At 57.8% G+C, this 20,763-nt stretch carries 16 protein-coding genes; 8 read left to right on the plus strand and 8 right to left on the minus strand.

Translation table 11 applies throughout. The features are described 5' to 3' along the window. Positions 1-873, minus strand: an 873-nt coding sequence (locus tag ACVVH8_RS05615) for a LysR family transcriptional regulator (protein WP_475228937.1), incomplete at its 3' end; no start/stop codon positions are given. Between the two features lie 178 nt (positions 874-1,051). On the opposite strand from ACVVH8_RS05615, the gene ACVVH8_RS05620 reads away from it, so the two are divergent. Continuing rightward, positions 1,052-1,768, plus strand: coding sequence for a tellurite resistance TerB family protein (locus ACVVH8_RS05620; protein ID WP_401303243.1), 717 nt, complete (start codon positions 1,052-1,054; stop codon positions 1,766-1,768). A 12-nt stretch (positions 1,769-1,780) separates the two neighbouring features. Here ACVVH8_RS05620 and ACVVH8_RS05625 read toward each other — a convergent pair whose 3' ends face one another. From ACVVH8_RS05625 to ACVVH8_RS05640, 4 genes are all read right to left on the minus strand, one after another. Beyond that, positions 1,781-2,410 carry a hypothetical protein gene (locus tag ACVVH8_RS05625; RefSeq protein ID WP_475231132.1) on the minus strand — a complete coding sequence of 210 codons (630 nt, stop codon included), beginning with the start codon at positions 2,408-2,410 and terminating at the stop codon, positions 1,781-1,783. 593 nt (positions 2,411-3,003) lie between these two features. After that, positions 3,004-6,276 (minus strand): hypothetical protein, encoded by a 3,273-nt coding sequence (locus ACVVH8_RS05630; RefSeq protein WP_475228932.1) that lies wholly within the window; start codon positions 6,274-6,276, stop codon positions 3,004-3,006. Beyond that, a complete protein-coding gene (locus ACVVH8_RS05635) occupies positions 6,273-8,363 on the minus strand; it encodes a type VI secretion system Vgr family protein (protein ID WP_475228939.1) in 2,091 nt (696 codons plus the stop codon). Before ACVVH8_RS05635 ends, ACVVH8_RS05630 begins: the two co-directional genes overlap by 4 nt. 132 nt (positions 8,364-8,495) lie before the next feature. Beyond that, complete coding sequence (locus tag ACVVH8_RS05640) at positions 8,496-9,011, minus strand: Hcp family type VI secretion system effector (protein ID WP_047601845.1); 516 nt, start codon at positions 9,009-9,011, stop codon at positions 8,496-8,498. A gap of 516 nt (positions 9,012-9,527) precedes the next feature. Between ACVVH8_RS05640 and ACVVH8_RS05645 the strand changes: the two genes are divergently transcribed. From ACVVH8_RS05645 to ACVVH8_RS05675, 7 genes are read left to right on the plus strand one after another with little or no spacing between them, the layout of a single operon-like run. Further along, complete coding sequence (locus ACVVH8_RS05645; protein ID WP_213027666.1) at positions 9,528-11,150, plus strand: methyl-accepting chemotaxis protein; 1,623 nt, start codon at positions 9,528-9,530, stop codon at positions 11,148-11,150. Further along, positions 11,150-11,686: a chemotaxis protein CheW gene (locus ACVVH8_RS05650; RefSeq protein ID WP_475228942.1), complete on the plus strand. Its 537-nt coding sequence runs from the start codon at positions 11,150-11,152 to the stop codon at positions 11,684-11,686. The genes ACVVH8_RS05645 and ACVVH8_RS05650 overlap by 1 nt, the downstream gene beginning before the upstream one ends. Beyond that, the gene (locus ACVVH8_RS05655) at positions 11,683-12,948 is read left to right on the plus strand and encodes a CheR family methyltransferase (protein ID WP_475228944.1); all 1,266 of its coding nucleotides are present in this window, start codon (positions 11,683-11,685) and stop codon (positions 12,946-12,948) included. The genes ACVVH8_RS05650 and ACVVH8_RS05655 overlap by 4 nt, the downstream gene beginning before the upstream one ends. Beyond that, positions 12,948-13,631 (plus strand): chemotaxis protein CheW, encoded by a 684-nt coding sequence (locus ACVVH8_RS05660; RefSeq protein ID WP_475231134.1) that lies wholly within the window; start codon positions 12,948-12,950, stop codon positions 13,629-13,631. Before ACVVH8_RS05655 ends, ACVVH8_RS05660 begins: the two co-directional genes overlap by 1 nt. Beyond that, complete coding sequence (locus tag ACVVH8_RS05665; RefSeq protein WP_475228946.1) at positions 13,628-15,916, plus strand: response regulator; 2,289 nt, start codon at positions 13,628-13,630, stop codon at positions 15,914-15,916. Before ACVVH8_RS05660 ends, ACVVH8_RS05665 begins: the two co-directional genes overlap by 4 nt. Continuing rightward, positions 15,913-16,923 (plus strand): chemotaxis response regulator protein-glutamate methylesterase, encoded by a 1,011-nt coding sequence (gene cheB / locus ACVVH8_RS05670; protein WP_213027670.1) that lies wholly within the window; start codon positions 15,913-15,915, stop codon positions 16,921-16,923. The genes ACVVH8_RS05665 and cheB overlap by 4 nt, the downstream gene beginning before the upstream one ends. Positions 16,924-16,971: 48 nt before the next feature. Continuing rightward, complete coding sequence (locus ACVVH8_RS05675) at positions 16,972-17,973, plus strand: response regulator (RefSeq protein WP_103303078.1); 1,002 nt, start codon at positions 16,972-16,974, stop codon at positions 17,971-17,973. 45 nt (positions 17,974-18,018) lie between these two features. On the opposite strand, the gene ACVVH8_RS05680 is transcribed toward ACVVH8_RS05675, so the two are convergent. The 3 genes from ACVVH8_RS05680 to ACVVH8_RS05690 form a co-directional block, all read right to left on the minus strand. Next, positions 18,019-18,543, minus strand: a complete 525-nt coding sequence (locus ACVVH8_RS05680; protein WP_475228949.1) for an AP2/ERF family transcription factor — start codon at positions 18,541-18,543, stop codon at positions 18,019-18,021. 39 nt (positions 18,544-18,582) lie between these two features. Further along, positions 18,583-19,647 carry a hypothetical protein gene (locus ACVVH8_RS05685; RefSeq protein ID WP_475228951.1) on the minus strand — a complete coding sequence of 355 codons (1,065 nt, stop codon included), beginning with the start codon at positions 19,645-19,647 and terminating at the stop codon, positions 18,583-18,585. Between the two features lie 140 nt (positions 19,648-19,787). Next, positions 19,788-20,408, minus strand: a complete 621-nt coding sequence (locus ACVVH8_RS05690) for a hypothetical protein (RefSeq protein ID WP_475228953.1) — start codon at positions 20,406-20,408, stop codon at positions 19,788-19,790. Positions 20,409-20,763: the final 355 nt, after the last annotated feature.

Consider the following 20,763-nt stretch of genomic DNA (forward strand, 5'->3'; position numbering starts at 1 on the left):
GACGGTCAGGAAGGGATCGACCAGAGCCGGGCGCGCGGTGCCACGGCGCCAGGCCAGACCGACATCGAGTGTCTGATTGAGGTCGGCAATGGGTCGCGCCTCGATGATGTCGCCCTCCAGTGACCATGGGCGATAGGTCATGTCCGGCTGAATCGAAACGCCCAAGCCCGCCGCAACAAGGCTTCGCACGGCTTCGGTGGAGGCGGTTCTCAGGGTGATTTTTGGTTGCAGCCCGGCGCCGCGCCAAAGTCGCTGAGCGTTGCGATCCATCTCATCGACGTTAAGTTGAATCAACGGTTCGTGGGCAACGTCGGCGAGGTTGATGCTGTCGTGTTCCAGCAACGGATGCTGCGCCGGCAGCCATAAACGGTGTGGGGAGTGAGTCAGCACCTCGGTTTGCAAGGCGTGGCGATCTTCGAGATTGGAGAGGATCAGCACGCCGACATCGATCTCGCCGCTGACCAGCAAATGCTCGATGTAGGGCCGTTCATCCTCCATCACCCTTATTTCAACGTTGGGATAGGCCCGTTGAAATCGAGTCAATAGATCCGCGAGGTAATAACCGGCGACCAGACTGGTCACCCCGACGATCAACTGCCCGGCAACCTGATCAGTGCTCTGTTGCAGGCTGCGCTTGGCGTTGTCCACGGTCGCCAGAATCAGGTGCGCCTGGCGTAGGAATTGATGACCTTGGTGTGTCAGCGTCATGCCTTTAGCGTGACGGCTGAACAGGCTGACACCTATTTCTTCCTCCAGTTGCTGGATCGCTAGGGTCAGAGTCGATTGGGAGATAAACGCGGTTTGCGCGGCGGCGGAGATCGAGCCGGTTTCGGCCACGGCGATGAAGTGACGAATCTGACGCAAGGTCATCATGAGAAGGGGTACCCAGTGGGCGGTTTTTATAGATTGGCCTGAGTGTATATCTATTTTCGCGAACGCCTTGCGCCTACTGAGCAACATCTGGAAGCACACTCGCAAACAGGGCAGGGGCACTTTCGAACTAGGCTGAGGGCCTTATAGATCCGGATAACCCCTGTTTTGGAGGCGGAACATGAACACCCGTGGATTGCTCGATCAACTACTCAAATCCGGCCAGGATCTGTTGCAAAACAAGGCCGGCGGATCACAGAACAAATCGTCCGGCGGCCTGGGCAGCCTGCTTGGCGGATCATCCAGCAAGGGCGCCCTCGGCGGTCTGCTCTCAGGCGCGGGTGGCGGCGCATTGGCGGCCGGCGCAATGGGCCTGCTGCTCGGCAACAAGAAAGTGCGCAAGGTCGGCGGTAAAGTCGCAATCTACGGCGGCCTCGCCGCCCTGGGTGTGCTGGCCTACAAAGCCTACGGCAACTACAACGCCCAAAAAGGCACCGCCCCGCAAACCGAACCGCAAACCCTCGACCGCTTGCCACCCGCGCAAGCCGAACAACACAGCCAGGCAATCCTCAAAGCCCTGGTCGCTGCCGCCAAAGCCGACGGCCACATCGACGACCGCGAGCGCCAACTGATCGAAGGCGAGTTCAGCAAACTCGACAACGACCAGGAGCTACAACACTGGCTCCACGCCGAACTCAACAAACCTCTCGACCCGACCGACGTCGCCCGCGCCGCGAGTACGCCGGAGATGGCTGCGGAGATGTACATCGCCAGCGTGATGCTCGTCGATGAGGAGAACTTCATGGAGAAGAGCTACCTGGATGAGCTGGCGAAACAGTTGAAACTGGAGCCGGGGTTGAAGGTGGAGTTGGAGAAGCAGGTGCGCCAGTTGAACTGAAGAGCTAGCTCATCAAGGCCGATGAACATCATCAAAGTCATCGGCCTTCGGAGTAGAAACTATGCCCTTCGCTTCTTGAGCGCGGTAGTACGCCTCAATCGTCAACGACGGATCGATACGCGCTTTCACGATGCAGGGTTCTTTTTGCCATGGATACTCCTGCAACTGCTTCGCCAGAGACTTCCGGCCGCCTGTGATCCATCCTTCCTCCGACTGATCCCTCCATCGTCGTGGGTTGCGGCCAGCTTTTGCGTCGTGGGCCACTGTCACGGGATCAAGATGGCGACTTTGCTCAAGCACAGGCAAGTCAGGCAGCGGCTGCGTTATATCCATGTAACGCTGTAGACAATCCCAAAATGCGAGTGTGTTGGCCTGATCCAACCCCAGCGAGTGAACCTTGGTCGCCAGGCAAATTTTGTTGTCGGTATAGCGATGATGCAGCCACAGCGCGTAGTCGTGGGAGCCATAACCGCTTGGAAGCAGTTGCAGCACTGGATCGAATTCTTCAAAGGGCGCGACGAAGAGTCGACGGAAGCGACGCTTGAAACGGAGCATACCGTCAAGGCGGTTGAACTCGCTTCCGTCGTGGGTGCTTATTTTACTGTGGAGCCAAATCAGCGAGTCTGAACCTATAGTGGCCATGAAATATAAGAAAGCACCGGCCCATAGAGCGATTTGCATACTATCGTCGCCAAGGATCGAGTCTTTTAGCCAATATACAATACTGCTGTTTACTATAAGGCCTAAGATTTGCAGGAGGTGGACCGTTCTCTTTCCTGTCATGTATAAAGTTAAAGATGTGAGCATTAAAGTTACGGCTAAAAGTGCGATTAGAAGGCCAAGTCCAACTTCGGGAGGGCCATAGCCGAGCTCCGGTTTGATTGATCCGAATATCCATATAGTCCATGGTGTCCATATGAATGTGAAGCACAGGATTTTAAGTACAAATAGTAAGTGTGGGATTTTGCTAGAGTTTTGAAAGCGCCATCGAGTGGCTCCACAATATAATTCTTCTTTGGTATTGTCTTGCAGTCTCTGGTTTGTTATCTGCTTTTTACTTTCCAGTTGAGCCGTGATCTCCATCTCAGGGTCTAGATTGGCGTAATGACCGAAGGCAAGATGAGTATCAAAGCCCCCTGACCGATTGGCATCTTTTGCCCATTTCGGCGGTGGCAGAGGGTCAGTGTTATCGCTGCGATAAGCACCGATATCGTATGGTTTTTCCATTCTTATGGTCATGCTAAAGTCTCAGTAGTTTCAATCTGCCAATACGGTGGCGCGGCGTCCGGTTTTAAATCGTCCGGTGGCAAACGACGATTGGCGGCGGTGAAGGCCGACCAAGATTTTGGGCTAGGTTGAGGTAATACTAAACTTTGGTCTGCTTGATCGGAACTAAGTTCAAATTGAGCACTTACTTTTAGACCCTGAGTGATACGTATACTGTGGCGATCCAAAGGACTTAGTTGTACAACTGGAAAATTGGCAGGAAGTACATAGAGAACACTGGTGGTGTCGATTGAGAGTGCAGCGAACTTAGGGGGCGCAGCAGGTACACGTTGATAACGCTTGATGTCGAAAACACCGTTAACACGCATACTGCTCTGGAATTCCTGCGCGATTAATTGGAACTGCTGATTGTTTTCGAACATAGACAGTAGCGGAGAACTGAGGACGATGACCCAGTCTTGGTCTACCAATGTCTGTTTTCCAGGAGCGACGCATTGTAATTCCGTGCTTGGAAGTGGTGCACGATCAGAATCTGCCTGTTGTAGTATTTTGAGGTGTGATGCTGGAGCTTTTTTCCGCCACTCGCTCAATCGATGCACGAAAATTTGTGGTTTTCCGATAATTCCGAGCAATTGCTGAAAGGCAACCTGTTGGTCTTTCAAGTGAGAGAAGCGTTGAGCATTGCCTAAGGCTTTGTCTAGTATTCCTGCTTCGGCAAACTGATTGCCGAATGGACCTTTTTTTACAACGATTTCGATATCGCTATCCGTTAACAAGTTGGCCGCAATAGTGCCACCGATGGATAAAACCATACCGATCACAAGAGCGTAAGGATTAAGGACTAGCCCGAAACCGTAGGCTGCCCATAGACCACCTCCTGCTGCGGCTACACCATAAGCTGCGGCTGCATTCGTATCGCCCTGATCCAGCGCGCGGTAGCTATCCCACCCGCTCAATAATGCACCACCAACCGTAGCCGATCCTCCTACCGCTCGGAGGATCGGTAACTTTGGACTACCTGTTTGCAGTTTTAAATTTTCTGCCCAGCGAGCTGAAATTCTTTCTACATTAAATCGAGGTTTGGTCAGTTGTTGCTCAAAGGCGGGGCCGATCAATAGTTTGCTATGACTTCCGAGGGCCGCAATTAAGTCCATCGAAGCACTTGCAAGCCCGGCGATCCCTCGTCCCCATTCACCGCTTGCATTAAGGTCATCATATGCTTTTATTTGGACCCATAGATTATAAGCAGCGAACGCCACCATCAACGTAGGCACGGCTTTGTTCTTTTCCATCGTCTGGGTCAAAGCGCCAAAACGAACTCGGAATGCACTGTAGTTGGCCAGGTCTGCATTCCCTTTTGGGACCGCAATGACCGTGACATTGCGCAATGCAGGCTGACCTGCTGTTGAGCCGCGTGGACTGGTACTTCCCACACTTGTGCCGGACTGATCGTGAAGCGTCGCGTAACGGTAACTTTTGCGAGTGAGTGCCTGGCGTTCGACATCAGTAAGTCCGCCACGCAGTCCTGCACCTTGCACACCGATGACAACATACTCTTGAGCCAGTGCCTGACCGTAAGGCATCAACTTGATCTCTGTCATTTTTGGCGAAAGTGCAGCCAAGGTTACAAATGTAGGGGAAAACAAGCGATCAAGCTGGATCTTAGACGCATTCTGAGACAAACGACCGATCTGGGCCACGACGCTGGCACCGAAGTTATCGAGTAAGTCTGCGAGGAAATATGCAAAACCTTTTCCGGCGCTGGGTTGGTCAATTTCGCCAGTTAACGATGCCGTCAGCATCAATGTACTCAACCCCATGGCTTCCGGTACTGGTGCTTTCCCACTGTTGCGCATGGATTTTAGACGTTTGACAAGTTCTGGAAGTTGCTCAGCGGTTTTTGCTAGCAGCAGACTACCCAGTGGGTGCTGTCCTTGCAGCAGGTTTTGTACGAGTCGATTAATGGAACCGGTCAGTTCCGTATAACCTTTGCCGGTATACATGACATCGCTACGCTCGGGTACCTGATTTAGAGCGTCAAGGGCCAGGGTCAGTAGGCTATAGGGCTCGACTAAGCCTTCATCAGTCCGATAGCACCAGTCGAGGAGTGTTGGTTGGAGTTGTCTGTCCAACACATCGACAAGTATCGACAGTCTTTTTGCCAGCTTCTCACGGGACTTTTCACGTTCTTCTTCGAATACCACCGCTTGCAATTTGGGTAGGTCGACTTTGTCTTTTAGATCTGCAAGAGGGCCCGCCAGTGTGCTGTATAAAACTTGTGCATATCGCCCGTGGGATTGGTGAGGGACCAAGGCATTAAGGGTTTGCAGATAATCGACGCATTCCTTTACCTGTGAAGTCGCATGACGAAGGGCGAACAACGGGTCATCGAGAATCATGCCAATCAGATGCGGGTAATCACGCAGCCCCTTTTGAGCCAACAAATCCTCTCCCGCCTCCAACGCTGGCAGGGCTGGTGGTGGCGTATGTTTGATTTTTTGAGCCAGTTCTTCTTTGCGCTTTTGCAGCTTCAGGATTAACGCATCGGGTTTGAAGGCTGCGAAGTCCGGATTGAACTCCGCAGGGTCTTCCATCGCAGCTTCAATGCTGAAATCCCGAGAGCGCAGCCCTTTGGTCAGTTTTTTGATTGGCGTCGCGGGATGAATTGAGGTGGCCTTCCAGATCGTGGTTTCACCCGCTGTTGCTGCCCAGGCGGAGGCCATATTTTGGCTGCGTGCCTTGATGCGGCTTGGGTCTTCTTCCAGCCAAGTGATGTATTCCCATGTCCAGGAAACTTCGCTAAAGGCCATGCTGAATTGTCGACCCACAAATCGGCCCTGAAGAAACATCGGCACTAGAATCAGTTGCTGTTTAACGCCCACCGGCTCGCGTTTATCGGCGTTGCCTTTTTTATCCGCGACTTTCCGCCAGTGAACTAGGTCGACTTCGGACAGTTGTCCTTTGCCGTCGGTAACGAGTTCACGCCAAACCTTGTTGTTCTGGAATACATAAACGCGGCCCACACGCGGCACACCGCCTTGCAGGGTCTCATTGAGCTTGTCGTGGCCCGGCAGGCGGGCCAAAGGGGTTATCGCGAGCAAAGTGTTTTGCTGGTACTTGTCCAGCTCTTCGGTGGTTTTCGCATCCACCATGATGGGGATCTGCAGCTTGCCGCCATCGATTCGATCAACACTTAATGCTAATCGTGATTTCTGATCATTATCGTAGTCGGTCTTCTTGCGCGTCCCTTCGGTAATGGACTTGTCCTTGAACTCACTCATGCCTTGTCCTCTGGCCCCAACAATTGCAATTGACTGCCCAAATCCGGGTCTCCCCACACGTCTACGATGAGCGCCTCTTTGCCTTTCTCGCTGGTTTTTCTAGGTGCGGCCGTGTTGACCGGTGCGTTGCCCAGCGTTTGCCCGACCGGTGCGGTATCGGCCGGCTTGGGCGGTACAGGAAGTACCGCAGCAGCGCCAGTACCGCTTCCGGGGCTGCCGCCGGAGTTGATGTTGATCACCGGGCCGCTCATGGTAACGCCAGCGGCGTCGATCTTGATAAAGCTGCCCCCTCCGATCAGCGTCAGCTCAGCTCCCGCTTCCAGCACGACTTTGATGCCGCTATCAAGATGGATTTCCTGCCCCGCATCAATGAACTGCCCAGTCCCAATCTTGACGTGCTGATTCACCCCAACCGTCAGGTGATCATTGGCCTGCGCCTCAACCTTGCGGTCCTCATAAACCGTGTGATGTTCCTCAGCCTTGAATTCCGTGTAGCTGTTCTTCTCGACCGTGTCGTGACGCTCATTGCCGACCCGAATCTTCTGGTCGTGCTCGATGTTTTCGTCCCAATCACGCTGGGCATGCAGGTAGATCTGCTCCTGACCTTTCTTGTCTTCGATGCGCAGTTCGTTGTAGCCGCTGCCGCCCATGGAGCTCAGGGTTTTGAAGGTGCTGCGCGTCTTGTTCGCCGGCAGTTCGTAGGGAACGGTGTTTTCCTTGTGGTACAGGCAGCCGCTGATCAGTGGTTGATCTGGGTCGCCTTCTAGGAACGTCACCAGCACTTCCATGCCGATGCGCGGGATGGCGATGCCGCCGTACTGGGCGCCGGCCCAGGCGCTGGAGACGCGCAGCCAGCAGCTGGTCTTGTCGTCGGCCTGGCCTTCGCGGTCCCAGTGGAACTGGACCTTGACGCGGCCGTACTCGTCGCAGTGGATTTCTTCACCTTTGGGGCCAGTGACCACGGCGCTCTGGCTGCCGAGGATGCGCGGTTTCGGGTGGCGCAGGGGCGGGCGGTTGGGCACGTCCCACGGGGTGGCCTGGAAGCGGTTGCGGTAGCCCTGGTGGAAATCGTCTTTCAGCGCGGTGGTGTCGCTGGTCACCGACTCTTCGAGGACTTGCGGCTGTTTGCCTTCGTGGAGGATTTCGGTGAGCAGCCAGAGGTCGTTCCACTTGGCTTTCGGGTGCGCGGTCAGCGCGAGGAAATGGCCGCTGACCAGCAACGGTTGATCGCTTTTGCCTTCAGCCAATTGGAAGTCGCTGCGGTGGCGTTCGAGGGCGCGTTTGGCCAGATGTTTGCCGCGCTCGCGGTCGACGAAGCGGCCCGGATAGTCGTAGTCCTCGAGGTCGGGCAGGGCGTCGCCACGGTTTTCGCTTTCGAGGGTGATTCGCGGTTTTTCGAAGTCGTAATCGCGACGCGTGGTGCGGCTGGTGCGGGTTTCCAGGCGCAGGTCGAAGCGCTTGATCACCGGGTCACTGGCGACCATGCCGGAGTCTTGCTGATAGGCCACGGGTTTGAGTTTCGGGAACACCGTCTGGTCATCGCCGAAGATCAGTTTGTGTGCGGTGGCGCTGTGCTGGAAGTGGTAGTGAATGCCTTCTTCCTCGCACAGGCGCTGGATGAAGTGCAGGTCCGACTCGTCGTACTGCACGCAATAAATGCGCTCGGGGTAGATCGAGTGGGTCTGGAATTCGTAGGCGTTGCTCTGGATGCCGTGCTCTTCGAGGACCATGCCTATGATTTTCGGCACGCTGAGGTTCTGGAAGATGCGCTGGTTGATCCGGTGCGCGAGGTACGCCAGTTGCGGGCGCAGGGTCACGGAATAACGGGTCAGGCGCTTGCCCGAGTCACCTTGCGCGGCGCGGTAGATCTGGCCGTGGATGCCGCTGCCGTCGGGCGACAGTTGCAGGAAGGCCGGTTTGTGCAGGAGGGTTTCAAGGTCCAGCGACGGCTGCTCACTGACCAGTTCCACTTCGAAGACAAAAGGCTGGCTGATGGCTTCCCGGCCTTGCAGGGTAAACACCTGAAAGTCGGCGGAAAGACCTTCGATGGTCAGGGCAAAGTGAGTTTCGTTGGCCGGCGCGAACATCCGTTGTTCCTCGTGCTGTAAAGCGGCGCTCGTCGACGCCCGCAAAAGCGGGTCAACGTACGCGAAATTCTGGAGGGGCGTAAACAACATCGACCAGCAGAGCTGGCCGATGTGTGAAGCGATCAGCCGTAATTAAACGACTGGAGCACGCCAGTCATCGGAACCCGAAGTACCGGATACTTCGTGGGTCCAGGTGATTTTACGGTAGGTGAACTGCACTTCTTCCAGGTGGGTGAAGTGCGAGTTGCCTGGGTCCTGGCAGTTGTGCATTTTGTTGTTGATGGCGACGATGATCGCGTCTTCCAGTTTGGTGGTGTAGTAGTGCTCTTGAGTACCTTGAGCCGAAGTGCGGTACCACTGGATAACGATTTCGCTCATGCGCTCGCCCGAGGTCAGAGCGGCTTGCAGCAGAGGCGAAGCCTTGTCGTAGACCTTGGTGATCACAACAGGTTTGTGCACGCGCTGACCGGTTGGCTGACCGGATTGCGGGTCACGCGGGATGATCACGTCGTGGCTGAAAGCCTGAACCATGACCTGGTCTTCGTGGCCTTCCTGGTAGGTGTTGCCAACGGAGTCGGCGGTGAAAGCGCCTGCAGTGATCAGGCCTTGTTTTTCGCCGGTAACCGACATGTACGCTGGTGTTGCCATGGGATGCTCTCCTTGCGGATAAATTTAAGGTGCCCGGGAGGCGAAATCGCCCGGTGGGTGCCTGACTGTTATCAAGGAGCGTGCCAGCTTTTGTGAGGTCCCCGGGAGCCGGGGGTGAAACCGCTCTGGCCTGCGCTTTGTAGGATTTTTCAGCGGGGATTCAGGGTAAAAGTGCGCAAGAAGTTGCGCAGTACTGCGCAACTTCTTGCGCACTTGGCTACAGGCCTTGTGGCGTATGGGCTGTAGCCAAGTTGGTAGCTGAAAATTGAAAACAAGTGCGCAACTTCTTGCGCATCATGGCTCTTCGCCGCCATTGGCCGGTCACGAATGACCGATCCATCGCCTCCTTTTGTCATTCCGTCACTGGTACGCCAGCCCCGGATTGGCGGACAGTCCCACCCCAGAGCCGCCCGGCAAACCACGCCGGGCCGGCCCGGGGGTTAAAAAGCGTCTTATTAATGAAACACTGCCCTCGGCTATACTCCCCGCATTTCGACCTAGGCACGAGGAATCACTGTGAAGAACTGGACGTTGCGCCAACGCATTTTGGCGAGCTTTGCGGTGATTATCGCGATCATGTTGCTGATGGTGGTCGTGTCGTATTCGCGGCTGCTGAAGATTGAAAGCAGTGAAAGCAGCGTGCGCGACGACGCGATCCCCGGGGTTTATTACAGCTCGATGATCCGCGGCGCCTGGGTCGACAGTTACCTGCAGACTCAGGAGTTGCTCGGGCTCAAGGAAGGGCAGGGCATCAGTAGCGAAGATGCCGCCGACTACAAGGCGTTCGAAAACCGCCTGCAAGAGCAGATGGCCAACTACCGCAATACCGTCACCACGGACGAGGATCGGGTCGAGTTCGCCGCGTTCGAGAAATATCACGACGCTTATATGCAGATTCAGGATCAGGTGCTGGATCTTCACAAGCGCAATCTGGAAGCCGACGCGGTCAAGCTGTTCAGCGAAAAGCTGACACCGACCTGGTACACCGGGCGCATGAAACTCAACGACATCATCAGCGAAAACAAGAAAGTCGCCGACCAGGCCATGGCCAATATCGACGATGCCGTCGCGGCAGCGAAGATCAGCATGTTCATCTCGCTGCTGGTGGCCGTGCTGGCCGCCGGTGCCTGTGGCTTGCTGCTGATGCGCGCGATCATGGCGCCGATGAACCGCATCGTACAAATCCTCGAAATCATGCGCACCGGCGACTTGAGCAGCCGTTTGAACCTTGAGCGCAAAGACGAATTTGGCGCTGTGGAAACCGGCTTCAACGACATGATGACCGAGCTGACGTCGCTGGTGTCTCAGGCGCAGCGCTCGTCGGTGCAGGTGACCACCTCGGTGACCGAGATCGCCGCCACCTCCAAGCAACAGCAAGCTACCGCCACCGAAACCGCCGCGACTACCACGGAGATTGGCGCGACGTCCCGTGAGATCGCCGCCACCTCGCGGGATCTGGTGCGCACCATGACCGAAGTCTCCACCGCCGCCGATCAGGCCTCGGTGCTCGCCGGTTCCGGCCAGCAGGGCCTGGCGCGCATGGAAGACACCATGCATTCGGTGATGGGCGCGGCCGATCTGGTCAACGCCAAACTGGCGATCCTCAACGAGAAGGCCGGCAACATCAATCAGGTGGTGGTGACCATCGTCAAGGTCGCCGACCAGACCAACCTGCTCTCGCTCAACGCGGCGATCGAGGCGGAGAAAGCTGGCGAATACGGCCGCGGTTTCGCCGTGGTTGCCACCGAAGTACGGCGTCTGGCGGATCAGACTGCCGTCGCCACATATGACATCGAACAAATGGTGCGCGAGATCCAGTCGGCGGTATCCGCAGGCGTGATGGGCATGGACAAATTCTCGGAAGAAGTGCGTCGCGGCATGTCCGAAGTGCAGCAGGTCGGCGAGCAGCTGTCGCAGATCATCCACCAAGTGCAGGCGCTGGCGCCGCGGGTGTTGATGGTCAACGAAGGCATGCAGGCGCAGGCCACTGGCGCTGAGCAAATCAACCATGCGCTGGTGCAATTGGGCGACGCCAGCAGCCAGACCGTCGAGTCGTTGCGTCAGGCCAGTTTCGCCATCGACGAACTGAGCCAGGTGGCCGTCGGGCTGCGCAGCGGCGTTTCGCGATTCAAAGTCTGATGAGCGAAATCATCGCCAAACGCAGCGCCGCGCAAGTGGTGAAGCCGGCGTTGTTCCTGCTGTTTCGTATTGGCAGCGAGCGCTACGCATTGCGCGCCACCGAAGTCGCGGAGGTGCTGCCGCGCCTGCCATTGAAGCCGATTGCCCGCGCGCCGCAATGGGTCGCCGGGGTGTTTGCCTATCGTGGCGCGGTGGTGCCGGTCATCGACCTGAGTGCGCTGACGTTCGGTCAGCCCGCCGAGGCGCGGACCAGTACGCGATTGGTGTTGGTGCATTACCGACCAGACGAAACGCAGCCGGCGCAATGGCTCGGACTGATCCTTGAACAGGCCACCGACACCCTGCGTTGTCATCCGCAGGAGTTTCAGCCTTACGGCCTCGACAACCGCGAGGCGCCGTACCTCGGCCCGGTGCGCGAGGATGCGCAGGGGCTGGTGCAGTGGGTGCGGGTCAATGATTTGCTGGATGAATCGGTGCGCACCTTGCTGTTCCCCAATCCGCCGCGTGATCCGGCGCAGCTTGAGGCACAGCCATGAGCAGCGATCAGCGTTTTTTCGACTTCCTGAAGGAGCGTATCGGCCTCGACGTCGCTTCGGTCGGGCCGGCGATCATCGAGCGGGCCGTGCGCCAGCGCACGACGCTCTCGCAAGCGGCGCATGCCGATGAGTATTGGCAGTTACTGCAAGGCTCGCGGGACGAACAACAAGCGCTGATCGAAGCGGTGATCGTTCCCGAAACCTGGTTTTTCCGTTATCCGGAATCCTTCGCAACGCTGGGCAAACTGGCACGCAAGCGCCTCGCCGAATTGAACAACATGCGCGCGCTGCGCATCCTCAGCCTGCCGTGTTCGACCGGCGAAGAACCCTATTCGATTGCCATGGCCTTGCTCGATGCCGGGCTCAAACCGCATCAGTTCAAGGTCGACGGCATGGACGTCAGCCCGCTGTCGGTGGACAAGGCGCGGCGGGCGCTGTACGGCAAGAATTCGTTTCGCGGCCAGGATCTGGACTACCGCGAGCGGCACTTCACACCTGAACAGGACGGCCATCGGGTCAACGAAATCGTCCGCGAGCAGGTGCGTTTGCAGGTCGGCAATGTGCTCGATCCAGCGCTGTTGGCCAGTGAGCCAGCCTTCGATTTCGTGTTCTGCCGCAACCTGCTGATCTATTTCGATCAGCCGACCCAGAAGCAAGTATTCGAAGTGCTCAAGCGCCTGACGCATGTCGACGGTGTGCTGTTCATCGGTCCGGCCGAGGGCAGTCTGCTCGGGCGGTTGGGCATGCGTTCGATCGGCATCCCGCAGTCGTTTGCTTTCAGTCGCCACAGCGAGCCGCAACCCGAGCCGGTGCCCATTCCCGCGCCCGTCCCATTGCCGGTACGCCAACCCGTGCGCAGCACACCGCCGCCCGTGCGTAATCGACCCTTTGCCTCCGTGACGTCGATGCCGGTGACCAGCAAAAGTGCGAATCCCGACGCGGCCACGCTATTGGCCAACATCGCCGCACTGGCCAACGAAGGCAAAAGCGCCGAGGCCCGCGCTGCGTGCGAGCAGTATTTGCGCAGCCAGGAACCGGTGGCGCAGGTGTTTTACTGGCTCGGCCTGCTCAGCGATGTTGCAGGTCTGGCCCTCGAAGCCCAGGGTTACTACCGCAAGGCTTTGTACCTCGAACCGCAACACCCCGAAGCGCTGATGCACCTGGCCGCCTTGTTGCAGGCCCAGGGTGACAGCGCCGGTGCCAGACGATTGCAGGAACGCGCCGCCCGCAGCGGCCGTGCCGCCGACAGTGAGCGTAAATGATGATCGCGTCCGACACCTTGAACGTCACCCACGAAGACGCCCGGGCCATCGATGACTGCTGGAACCGCATCGGCATCCACGGCGACAAGTCGTGTCCGTTGCTGGAAGAACATATTCATTGCCGTAACTGCTCGGTGTATTCCGCCGCCGCTACGCGCCTGCTCGATCGCTATGCCTTGCAGCAGGACGAGCGCGATCCGGTGGCGATGGCGCTTGAAACCGATCTGAAGACCCGTTCGCTGCTGATGTTCCGTCTCGGCGAAGAATGGCTCGGATTGGCCACTCGCAGCCTGGTAGAAGTGGCGCCGTTGCAGGCGATTCACTCGTTGCCGCACCAGCGCTCGCGGGCCTTGCTCGGTGTGGCGAATGTGCGCGGAGCGTTGGTGGCGTGCCTGTCGCTGGTCGAGCTGCTGGATCTGGACGGTAACTCGGCCCCGGCCAACGGCGCGCGGATCATGCCGCGCATGCTGATCATCGCTGCCGATGGCGGGCCGGTCGTAGTACCGGTGGATGAGGTCGACGGCATACACGCCATCGATGAACGAATACTCGACGCCGCCTCACGTTCCGGCGCGCAGGCTAACGCCAGATACACCCGTGGCGTCCTGCAATATCGAGGTCGCAGTCTGCGTTGGCTGGATGAAGAACAGCTGCTGTTCGCCGTGACCCGGAGCCTCACATGACCCCCGAACAAATGCGCGACGCCTCCCTGCTGGAGCTGTTCAGCCTCGAAGCCGAAGCCCAGACCCAGGTACTCAGTGCCGGGCTGCTGGCGCTGGAGCGCAATCCGACCCAGGCCGATCAACTGGAGTCGTGCATGCGCGCGGCGCACTCGCTCAAGGGCGCGGCGCGGATCGTCGGCATCGACAGCGGCGTCAGCGTCGCGCATGTGATGGAGGACTGTCTGGTCAGCGCCCAGGAAGGGCGTTTGTTGCTGCGCCCGGAACACATCGACGCGTTGTTGCAGGGCACCGACCTGCTGATGCGCATCGCGACACCGGCCAACGCACCGCAACCGGCAGACATCGAGGCGTATGTCGCCTTGATGGGGCAATTGCTCGACCCTTCGACCCCGGTCACCCCGGTGGCTGCCCCGGTCATGGCCGAGTTGCAGCTTGAGCCGCCGCCACGAGTCGAACCGCTGCCGGCGCCTTCGGTGGAAATCCCTGTCGAGGTATCCGAGCCGACGCCACGCAAGAACAAACGCACCACCGAAGGTGGCGAGCGCGTATTGCGCGTCACCGCCGAACGCTTGAACAGCCTGCTCGACCTGTCGAGCAAGTCGCTGGTCGAAACCCAGCGCCTCAAGCCACATCTGGCGACCATGCAACGCCTCAAGCGCATGCAGAACAACGGCCTGCGCGCCCTGGAAAATCTCAACGTGCATCTCAAGGAGCATGCACTGAGCCTTGAGGCGCTGGAGTCGTTGGAAGATGCGCGGCGCTTGCTCGCCGAATCCCAGCAACTGCTGGCAGAAAAGAACGCCGAACTCGACGAGTTTGCCTGGCAGGCCAGCCAGCGCGCACAAGTGCTCTACGACACCGCTTTGGCTTGTCGCATGCGGCCGTTTGCCGATGTGCTCAGCGGTCAGACGCGCATGGTGCGTGACCTGGGGCGCAGCCTCGGCAAGCAGGTGCGGTTGGAGATCGAAGGCGAGAAAACCCAGGTCGACCGCGATGTGCTGGAAAAGCTTGAGGCGCCGCTCACCCATTTGTTGCGCAACGCGGTCGATCACGGCATCGAAACCCCGGAGCAGCGTTTGCTCAAGGGCAAGTCCGAGGAAGGCCTGATCCGCCTGCGGGCCTCGCATCAGGCCGGTTTGCTGGTCCTGGAATTGAGCGATGACGGCAACGGCGTCGATCTGGAAAAGGTCCGTCGTAGCATCATCGAACGACAATTATCACCGGCGGAGACTGCCGCGCAGTTGAGCGAAGAAGAGCTGCTGACGTTCCTGTTTCTGCCGGGATTCAGCCTGCGCGACACCGTCACCGAAGTGTCCGGGCGAGGCGTCGGGCTTGATGCTGTTCAGCACATGGTTCGTCAATTGCGCGGCGCCGTGGTGCTGGAGCAGACGGCGGGCGAGGGCAGTCGTTTTCATCTCGAAGTACCGTTGACCCTGTCGGTGGTGCGCAGTCTGGTGGTGGAAGTCGGCGAAGAGGCCTATGCCTTCCCGCTGGCGCACATCGAGCGCATGTGTGATCTGGCGCCGGACGACATCGTGCAGGTCGAAGGTCGTCAGCATTTCTGGCATGAAGGCCAGCACGTCGGCCTGGTCGCCGCCAGCCAGTTGCTCAACCGCCCGGCCAGCCAGAACAGCGGTGAAACCCTCAAAGTCGTGGTCATCCGCGAGCGCGATGCGGTCTACGGGGTGGCGGTCGAACGCTTCATTGGCGAGCGCACGCTGGTGGTATTGCCTCTGGACGAGCGTCTGGGCAAAGTGCAGGACATCTCCGCCGGCGCCTTGCTCGATGACGGTTCGGTGGTGCTGATCGTTGATGTCGAGGACATGCTGCGTTCGGTGGATAAGCTGCTCAATACCGGACGCCTGGAACGCATCGCCCGCCACGGCAATCAGGTCGCAGAAGCGGCACGCAAGCGCGTACTGGTGGTCGACGACTCGCTGACTGTGCGCGAACTGCAACGCAAGCTGCTGCTCAACCGTGGCTACGACGTGGCCGTCGCGGTGGATGGCATGGACGGCTGGAACGCACTGCGTTCGGAGGACTTCGATTTGCTCATCACCGATATCGACATGCCGCGCATGGACGGCATCGAACTGGTCACACTGTTGCGTCGCGACAACCGTCTGCAATCGCTGCCGGTGATGGTGGTCTCGTACAAGGACCGTGAAGAAGACCGGCGCCGTGGACTGGACGCCGGCGCCGACTATTATTTAGCCAAAGCCAGTTTTCATGACGACGCCCTGCTCGACGCAGTGGTTGAGCTTATCGGAGGAGCGCGGGCATGAAGATCGCAATCGTCAACGACATGCCCATGGCGGTGGAGGCGCTGCGCCGGGCGCTGGCCTTCGAGCCGGCGCATCAGGTGGTCTGGGTCGCTTACAACGGCGCCGAAGCGGTGCAACTGTGCGCGCAAAACACCCCGGATCTGATCCTGATGGATCTGATCATGCCGGTGATGGACGGCGTCGAAGCCACCCGGCGCATCATGGCCGAAACCCCGTGCGCGATCGTCATTGTCACGGTCGACCGCCAGCAGAACGTGCACCGGGTCTTCGAGGCCATGGGCCACGGCGCGCTGGACGTGGTCGACACCCCGGCCCTCGGTGCCGGCAACGCTCAAGAGGCGGCGGCGCCATTGCTGCGCAAGATCCTCAATATTGGCTGGCTGATCGGCGAGAAAACCCCGCGTTCGCGTCCGGTGCCGACACCGCAACGCAGCTCGGGCTCGTGCCAGCGGCTGGTGGCGATAGGTTCATCCGCAGGCGGGCCGGCGGCACTGGAAGTGTTGCTCAAGGGCTTGCCGCGCAACTTTTCCGCGGCCATCGTGCTGGTGCAGCATGTGGATCAGGTGTTTGCCGCCGGCATGGCCGAATGGCTGGCCAGCGCCAGTGGCCTGGACGTGCGCCTCGCCCGCGAAGGCGAGCCGCCGCAAGCTGGCGCGGTGCTGTTGGCCGGCACCAACCACCATATTCGCTTGTTGAAAAACGGCACGCTGGCCTACACCGCCGAACCGGTCAACGAGATCTACCGACCCTCCATCGACGTGTTTTTCGAAAGCGTCGCCAGTTACTGGAACGGTGATGCGGTCGGGGTTTTATTGACCGGGATGGGACGCGACGGGGCGCAAGGGCTTAAGCTCATGCGCCAGCAGGGTTATCTGACCATCGCGCAGGACCAGCACAGCAGTGCGGTGTACGGCATGCCCAAGGCCGCCGCGGCCATTGATGCCGCCGTCGAAATTCGCCCACTGGAAAAGATAGCGCCACGATTGCTGGAGATTTTCCCCAAATGAACCGATTTATCCGCAATCCTGGCCCCCGCAGTACTCAGGTGACCGCCCATGAATGACTTACAGATCGACGACATTAAAACCGACGAAAACGCCGCCATGGTGTTGTTGGTGGACGATCAGGCGATGATCGGCGAAGCCGTGCGCCGTGGGCTGTCGAACGAAGAGAACATCGACTTCCATTTCTGCTCCGACCCGCATCAGGCCATCGCGCAAGCCGTGCGGATCAAGCCGACGGTGATCCTGCAGGATCTGGTGATGCCCGGCCTCGACGGCCTGAGTCTGGTACGCGAATACCGCAATCACCCGGCCACCAAGGACATCCCGATCATCGTCCTGTCGACCAAGGAAGACCCGTTGATCAAGAGCGCGGCGTTTTCCGCCGGGGCCAACGATTATCTGGTGAAACTGCCGGACACCATCGAGTTGGTGGCGCGCATCCGCTATCACTCGCGCTCCTACATGACCTTGTTGCAGCGGGATGCGGCATATCGTGCGTTGCGGGTGAGCCAGCAGCAGTTGCTCGATACCAACCTGGTGCTGCAACGCCTGATGAACTCCGACGGCCTGACCGGACTGTCCAACCGCCGCCACTTCGACGAGTACCTGGAACTGGAATGGCGCCGTTCGCTACGTGATCAGAGCCAGTTGTCGTTGCTGATGATCGACGTCGATTATTTCAAGTCGTACAACGACAGTTTTGGCCATGTCGAGGGCGACGAGGCGCTGCGCAAGGTCGCCACGGCGATCCGCGATGCCAGCGCGCGACCGTCGGATTTGCCGGCACGTTATGGCGGTGAGGAGTTTGCCTTGGTGCTGCCGAACACCTCGCCGGGCGGTGCACGGCTGGTGGCGGAGAAGTTGCGCCAGACTGTGGCGGCGCTGAAGATTCCTCACAACACCCCGGGCGACGGTGCGAGCCTGACCATCAGTATCGGTCTGGCGACCATGGTGCCCGAGGCGGGTAGCGATTGCCGGCTGCTGATCTCGGCGGCGGATCGCGGGTTGTATCTGGCCAAGAACAACGGGAGAAATCAGGTGGGTATCGAATAGCGGGTCAGGACAGCTCTGAGGGATAAATGCATTCCCTGCGCTGTTTCATTGTTCTTTACCGGTCGAGGCTGCCAGCAGCAATTCACCGTAAAGCTTTTCGGCGCCCTGTTGACGAAAAACCCGATGTTCGATCGTCGCCAGTTGTTCTGTCCGCGCATCGATTGCCCGTTGTTTTGCCTGTTCTTCACCGAACGTGCTGACGTTGAATGACCGGGTCAGCCTTTTACCGTCACGGGCCGTTGTCTGCGCGATCCAGTAAGTGTTCTTGCCGTTTTTCTGTCTTGAAACACCCGCCAGGCCACTGGTATTACTTGAGCGGAGCTTTTGACGAATCGCACAGCTCAGAGGGGGTGGGAAACGGAGCATCTGCTCATTGCGAAACTTCACGGCAGCGGCATGCGCCGGGTGTTCACCTCCATGGCTGATAAATGGGAACTCCTTGTGAACCTTCACAGTGCCTTCCCGATAAAGAAAAACACGCCATGCCATCGCTCCAGACTTCTTGTGGCGGATTCGGATGATGGCGTAGGAGTTGCTGCACGTAGCTTTAGCAGGGCGGTCGTTGCTCATGTTGGGCTCTTGTTCAGTTGCTGAGGTCGGTCGGAATGATCAATCGACATACGTCACATACCCCGCCATCAGGTTTGGCCGCTGAAACGTGTCGATGTTGTTCACGCGTTGATGCATCTCCCTGACCACCTGCTTGAACGTTGCATCGTCCATGTCGATCCAGAAACGCGGATTTCGGCCGGTGAGGCGGTCGTATTCGGCGGTGGTGGGGTCGAGGTGGCGGTATTCCTCGTATTGCGGCAGGTCGGGCAGGGGGCGGCTGACGTCCATGTAGTTCTGGATGAAATCCCACAGGGCGCACGCGGGTTGAGTCTCGGGGCCGGGACAGAGCAGCGCGCCGAAGTTGATCATGATGTTGCGGTAGCGATGGGCGAGGTAGAGCACATTCACCGGCATGCCCTGACTGTCCGGGGACGTGGCGATGTAGGCGTCGAACTCGTAGAAGGGTGCGGTGAGTTCACCGATGGTGCCGTTCTTTTTATATTCACCGTTGTTTTTGTAGTCGAAGACAGTGACTAGTCCGGTGCGGCGATTGAGTTCCCAGATCGGGCCTCGGGAGGGTTTTAGCCAGAGGCTGGGGAAGTGTTTTATGACGATTGAGCCGATTGCCCAGGATAGGAGTGGTAGGCCGAGAATCCAGGAGAAGAAAACTTTAAACATGATTTGTGTAGATTCCCAAATAGACTCATCTCCTGTTGATATTCCTAAAAAATAAGTAGGGATGCTGACTAAAAGGAACAAAAAAAACAAAAAACGGCCCCCTCCAGACATATACATCCAGAAGTGGGAGCTTGCGGGAAGAAGGGCAAATCTGAACCTTTCGTGGTTATCCCTAATATGGAAGTCAATAAATTCATCCTGACTGGCGGTATAGGGGGTTGTGGCGATTTTTTCTTCACGTTCTTTCTTGAATCCTTCATGAAGACGAAGTTTTTCTGGTGTGAATTTTTCGAGAATATTTACAGGTATTAGTTTATCTGCGTTACCCCAAGGCAGTCTGACCTTGGCGAAACGTATAATCCACGGACGGCCAGTCGAGGGTTCTTGTTGCGGAACCTCATTCGTCCCGTAAGCAGTCTGGGCGTACCACGATTCATCATTCATTAATTACTATTCCGCGATTTATTTGTAATCTCATCTGCCCATTAAAGTTTGCCTTCACCGCCGAACTCCCGTTTTTTGTGGAACTCGCCAAACGACCTGCCATCCTTGGGCGGTGGCGCAGGAAAGTGCCAGCACTCCCATCAATCGACATACGTCACATACCTCGCCATCAGGTTTGGCCGCTGAAACGTGTCGATGTTGTTCACGCGTTGGTGCATATCCCTGACCACCTGCTTGAACGTCGCATCGTCCATGTCGATCCAGAAGCGCGGGTTGCGGCCGGTGAGGCGGTCGTATTCGGCGGTGGTGGGGTCGAGGTGGCGATATTCCTCGTATTGCGGCAGGTCGGGCAGGGGGCGGCTGACGTCCATGTAGTTCTGGATGAAATCCCACAGGGCGCACGCGGGTTGAGTCTCGGGGCCGGGACAGAGCAGCGCGCCGAAGTTGATCATGATGTTGCGGTAGCGATGGGCGAGGTAGAGCACATTCATCGGCATGCCCTGACTGTCCGGGGACGTGGCGATGTAGGCGTCGAACTCGTAGAAGGGTGCGGTGAGTTCACCGATGGTGCCGTTCTTTTTATATTCACCGTTGTTTTTGTAGTCGAAGACGGTGACCAGCCCGGTGCGGCGGTTGAGTTCCCAGATCGGGCCTCGGGAGGGTTTTAGCCAGAGGCTGGGGAAGTGTTTTATGACGATTGAGCCGATTGCCCAGCATAGAAGTGGTACGCCGAGAATCCAGGAGAAGAAAACTTTAAACATGATTTGTGTAGATTCCCAAATAGACTCATCTCCTGTTGATATTCCTAAAAAATAAGTAGGGATGCTGACTAAAAAAAATAGAAAAAACAAAACGCGCCCTACTCCAGACATGTATATCCAGAAATGAGAGCTTGCTGGAAGAAGTGCATACCTAAAACGCTCGTGGTCATCGGTCATATGAAAATTAATAGATTTGTATGGGGTTGAAGAGTAGGTGCCTGCGGCTAATTATTTATCGCGGTCTTGCTGGAGTTTTTCCTGGTATCGAAGATCGTTTGGCGAGTAATCCTCCACAAAACCTATCGGGCATACATTGTCTGTGTTACCCCAAGGCAATCTACCCTTGGCAAAACGC

This window comes from Pseudomonas trutticola BRTCR10 (genome assembly GCF_056155105.1).

Excerpts from the sequence above, each read along its gene's own strand:
- ACVVH8_RS05660 (WP_475231134.1), top strand. The coding sequence starts at position 12,948 with ATGATCGCGTCCGACACCTTGAACGTCACCCACGAAGACGCCCGGGCC.
- ACVVH8_RS05650 (WP_475228942.1), top strand. The coding sequence starts at position 11,150 with ATGAGCGAAATCATCGCCAAACGCAGCGCCGCGCAAGTGGTGAAGCCG.
- ACVVH8_RS05625 (WP_475231132.1), bottom strand. The coding sequence starts at position 2,410 with ATGGCCACTATAGGTTCAGACTCGCTGATTTGGCTCCACAGTAAAATA.
- ACVVH8_RS05635 (WP_475228939.1), bottom strand. The coding sequence starts at position 8,363 with ATGTTCGCGCCGGCCAACGAAACTCACTTTGCCCTGACCATCGAAGGT.
- ACVVH8_RS05655 (WP_475228944.1), top strand. The coding sequence starts at position 11,683 with ATGAGCAGCGATCAGCGTTTTTTCGACTTCCTGAAGGAGCGTATCGGC.
- ACVVH8_RS05640 (WP_047601845.1), bottom strand. The coding sequence starts at position 9,011 with ATGGCAACACCAGCGTACATGTCGGTTACCGGCGAAAAACAAGGCCTG.
- ACVVH8_RS05690 (WP_475228953.1), bottom strand. The coding sequence starts at position 20,408 with ATGTTTAAAGTTTTCTTCTCCTGGATTCTCGGCGTACCACTTCTATGC.
- ACVVH8_RS05665 (WP_475228946.1), top strand. The coding sequence starts at position 13,628 with ATGACCCCCGAACAAATGCGCGACGCCTCCCTGCTGGAGCTGTTCAGC.
- ACVVH8_RS05675 (WP_103303078.1), top strand. The coding sequence starts at position 16,972 with ATGAATGACTTACAGATCGACGACATTAAAACCGACGAAAACGCCGCC.
- cheB (WP_213027670.1), top strand. The coding sequence starts at position 15,913 with ATGAAGATCGCAATCGTCAACGACATGCCCATGGCGGTGGAGGCGCTG.
- ACVVH8_RS05680 (WP_475228949.1), bottom strand. The coding sequence starts at position 18,543 with ATGAGCAACGACCGCCCTGCTAAAGCTACGTGCAGCAACTCCTACGCC.
- ACVVH8_RS05630 (WP_475228932.1), bottom strand. The coding sequence starts at position 6,276 with ATGAGTGAGTTCAAGGACAAGTCCATTACCGAAGGGACGCGCAAGAAG.
- ACVVH8_RS05685 (WP_475228951.1), bottom strand. The coding sequence starts at position 19,647 with ATGAATGATGAATCGTGGTACGCCCAGACTGCTTACGGGACGAATGAG.
- ACVVH8_RS05620 (WP_401303243.1), top strand. The coding sequence starts at position 1,052 with ATGAACACCCGTGGATTGCTCGATCAACTACTCAAATCCGGCCAGGAT.